Raw genomic sequence first — 1,724 nt, 5'->3', positions numbered from 1 at the left:
ATGTGATTATCCAGATTTTGTGATTCCAGCGGCTAAGGCGTTGCGGGATGGTCAGGTTGAACGAGCCATTCTTTTAGGTGGCTCTGGCAATGGTGAGGCTATTGCCGCAAATCGGATTAAGGGAGTTCGTTGCTGTCTGTGCTTAACAGTAGAGTTAGCGAAACTCGCGCGAATGCACAATGACTCTAACGCAATTTCTCTGGGCCAGCGAATTATTCGTGAAGATCAATTGATAGAGATAGTGAAAGCGTGGCTCGAGACTTCATTTGAAGGAGGCCGCCACATTCCTCGCATAGAGAAAATAGAGTCACTCAGTTTACAATCGCTATAAAAGCACAATACGGAGCCAACATGAAAGCCTATCAGTTAGATCGCGAACAAAAACTAATCCAGATTGAAAAACCAACGCCTCCCTACAAAAGCAATGAGGTCCTCATTCGAGTGCGAGCCGCCTCCTTAAATTACCGTGATGTGATGGTTGCAAACGGTGCCTACGGGTCCAAAACAGAAATCAATCCGATCGCACCTCTTTCTGACGGAGCCGGAGAAATCGTCGAGGTCGGAGCGGACGTTTCTCATTTTAAAAAAGGTGATCGTGTCGTTGCGGCTTTTATGCCAGGATGGGTCGATGGAGAATTAACTGAAGAAAAGCAATCTACATCATTAGGTGGAGGAAATGTTTCAGGAATGCTTTCTGAATTCGTGGTTCTTCCCGCTTCAGGCGTTTTAAAAATGCCAAAGCATCTGAGCTTCGAAGAAGCGGCAAGCTTACCGTGCGCGGGCCTCACCGCTTGGTACGCTTTATTCGAAGGTGCAAAACTGCAACCCGGAATGACTGTTTTATTATTAGGGACTGGTGGCGTTTCAATGTTCGCCTTACAATTTGCGAAATTAGCAGGTGCCAAAGTTATTATTACTTCGTCATCAGATGAAAAACTAAAACGTGCCCGTGAATTCGGAGCGGACGAGACGATCAATTATAAAACGTATCCAAATTGGTCCGAAAAAGTTCGCGAGATTACCAACGGTCGCGGCGTCGATCACGCAGTTGAAGTTGGAGGGCCAGGAACTTTGAATCAAACACTAAAAGCAGTTCGCTATGCGGGCTCCGTTTCTTTGATGGGAGTTCTAACCGGATTCAGTGACAAAGTTGAAACGGCAACAATCTTATCTAAAAATATTCGCGTACAGGGAACCTATGTTGGTTCGGTGGCAATGTTTGAGAGAATGAACGCAGCCCTTGAATCGAGTGGTCTAAAGCCAGTTGTGGATCGAGTATTTTCTTTTTCGCAAGCATTAGAAGCTTACGACTATCTCCAGTCGGGAAACCATTTTGGAAAAGTCGTGATTAAACTTAGTTAAGTAAGAGGCGGGGAATGTGACGAACTCCATTTGCAGGAAGCCGTCACATTTCTCGCATTGAGCGAATAGATTCCCTAGGCCATCAATCAATTACTGATTAACCGATTCGGTAAGCTTTCTGCATTTCCGGAGACAATTTCTTTAACCATTGTGCCAGGCTAAAACCTTTTCTATCTGTGCTATTAAGCTTCGTAAAATACAGATGTTCATCCCAGCGAGAACCGAAATCTCGCTCTGCGAGACTTACAAGGTCATTGTTCCTGCGAAGACGATACTTTTGATGGTAATCTTCAGCATCCCAAAAATAACTATTTTGTTTTCCGCCCTCAATCACCTCGGGTGAGTTTTCCATTCCAATCGTC

At 45.0% G+C, this 1,724-nt stretch carries 3 protein-coding genes; 2 read left to right on the top strand and 1 reads right to left on the bottom strand.

Features of this window, described 5'->3' with window-relative positions; all coding sequences use genetic code 11:
* Together K2Q26_07965 and K2Q26_07960 are read left to right on the top strand one after the other, a co-directional pair.
* Window positions 1-331: RpiB/LacA/LacB family sugar-phosphate isomerase (locus tag K2Q26_07965; protein MBY0315440.1), on the top strand; the 331-nt coding region annotated here is incomplete at its 5' end.
* A 20-nt stretch (window positions 332-351) separates the two neighbouring features.
* Window positions 352-1,362, top strand: a complete 1,011-nt coding sequence (locus K2Q26_07960) for an NAD(P)-dependent alcohol dehydrogenase (protein MBY0315439.1) — start codon at window positions 352-354, stop codon at window positions 1,360-1,362.
* 97 nt (window positions 1,363-1,459) lie between these two features.
* Here K2Q26_07960 and K2Q26_07955 read toward each other — a convergent pair.
* The coding region (locus tag K2Q26_07955) for a peptide-methionine (S)-S-oxide reductase (protein ID MBY0315438.1) at window positions 1,460-1,724 on the bottom strand (265 nt) is incomplete at its 5' end.

This window comes from Bdellovibrionales bacterium (assembly GCA_019750295.1).
GTDB lineage: Bacteria > Bdellovibrionota > Bdellovibrionia > Bdellovibrionales > JAGQZY01 > JAIEOS01.
This window is presented reverse-complemented; position numbering and strand designations above follow the sequence as displayed.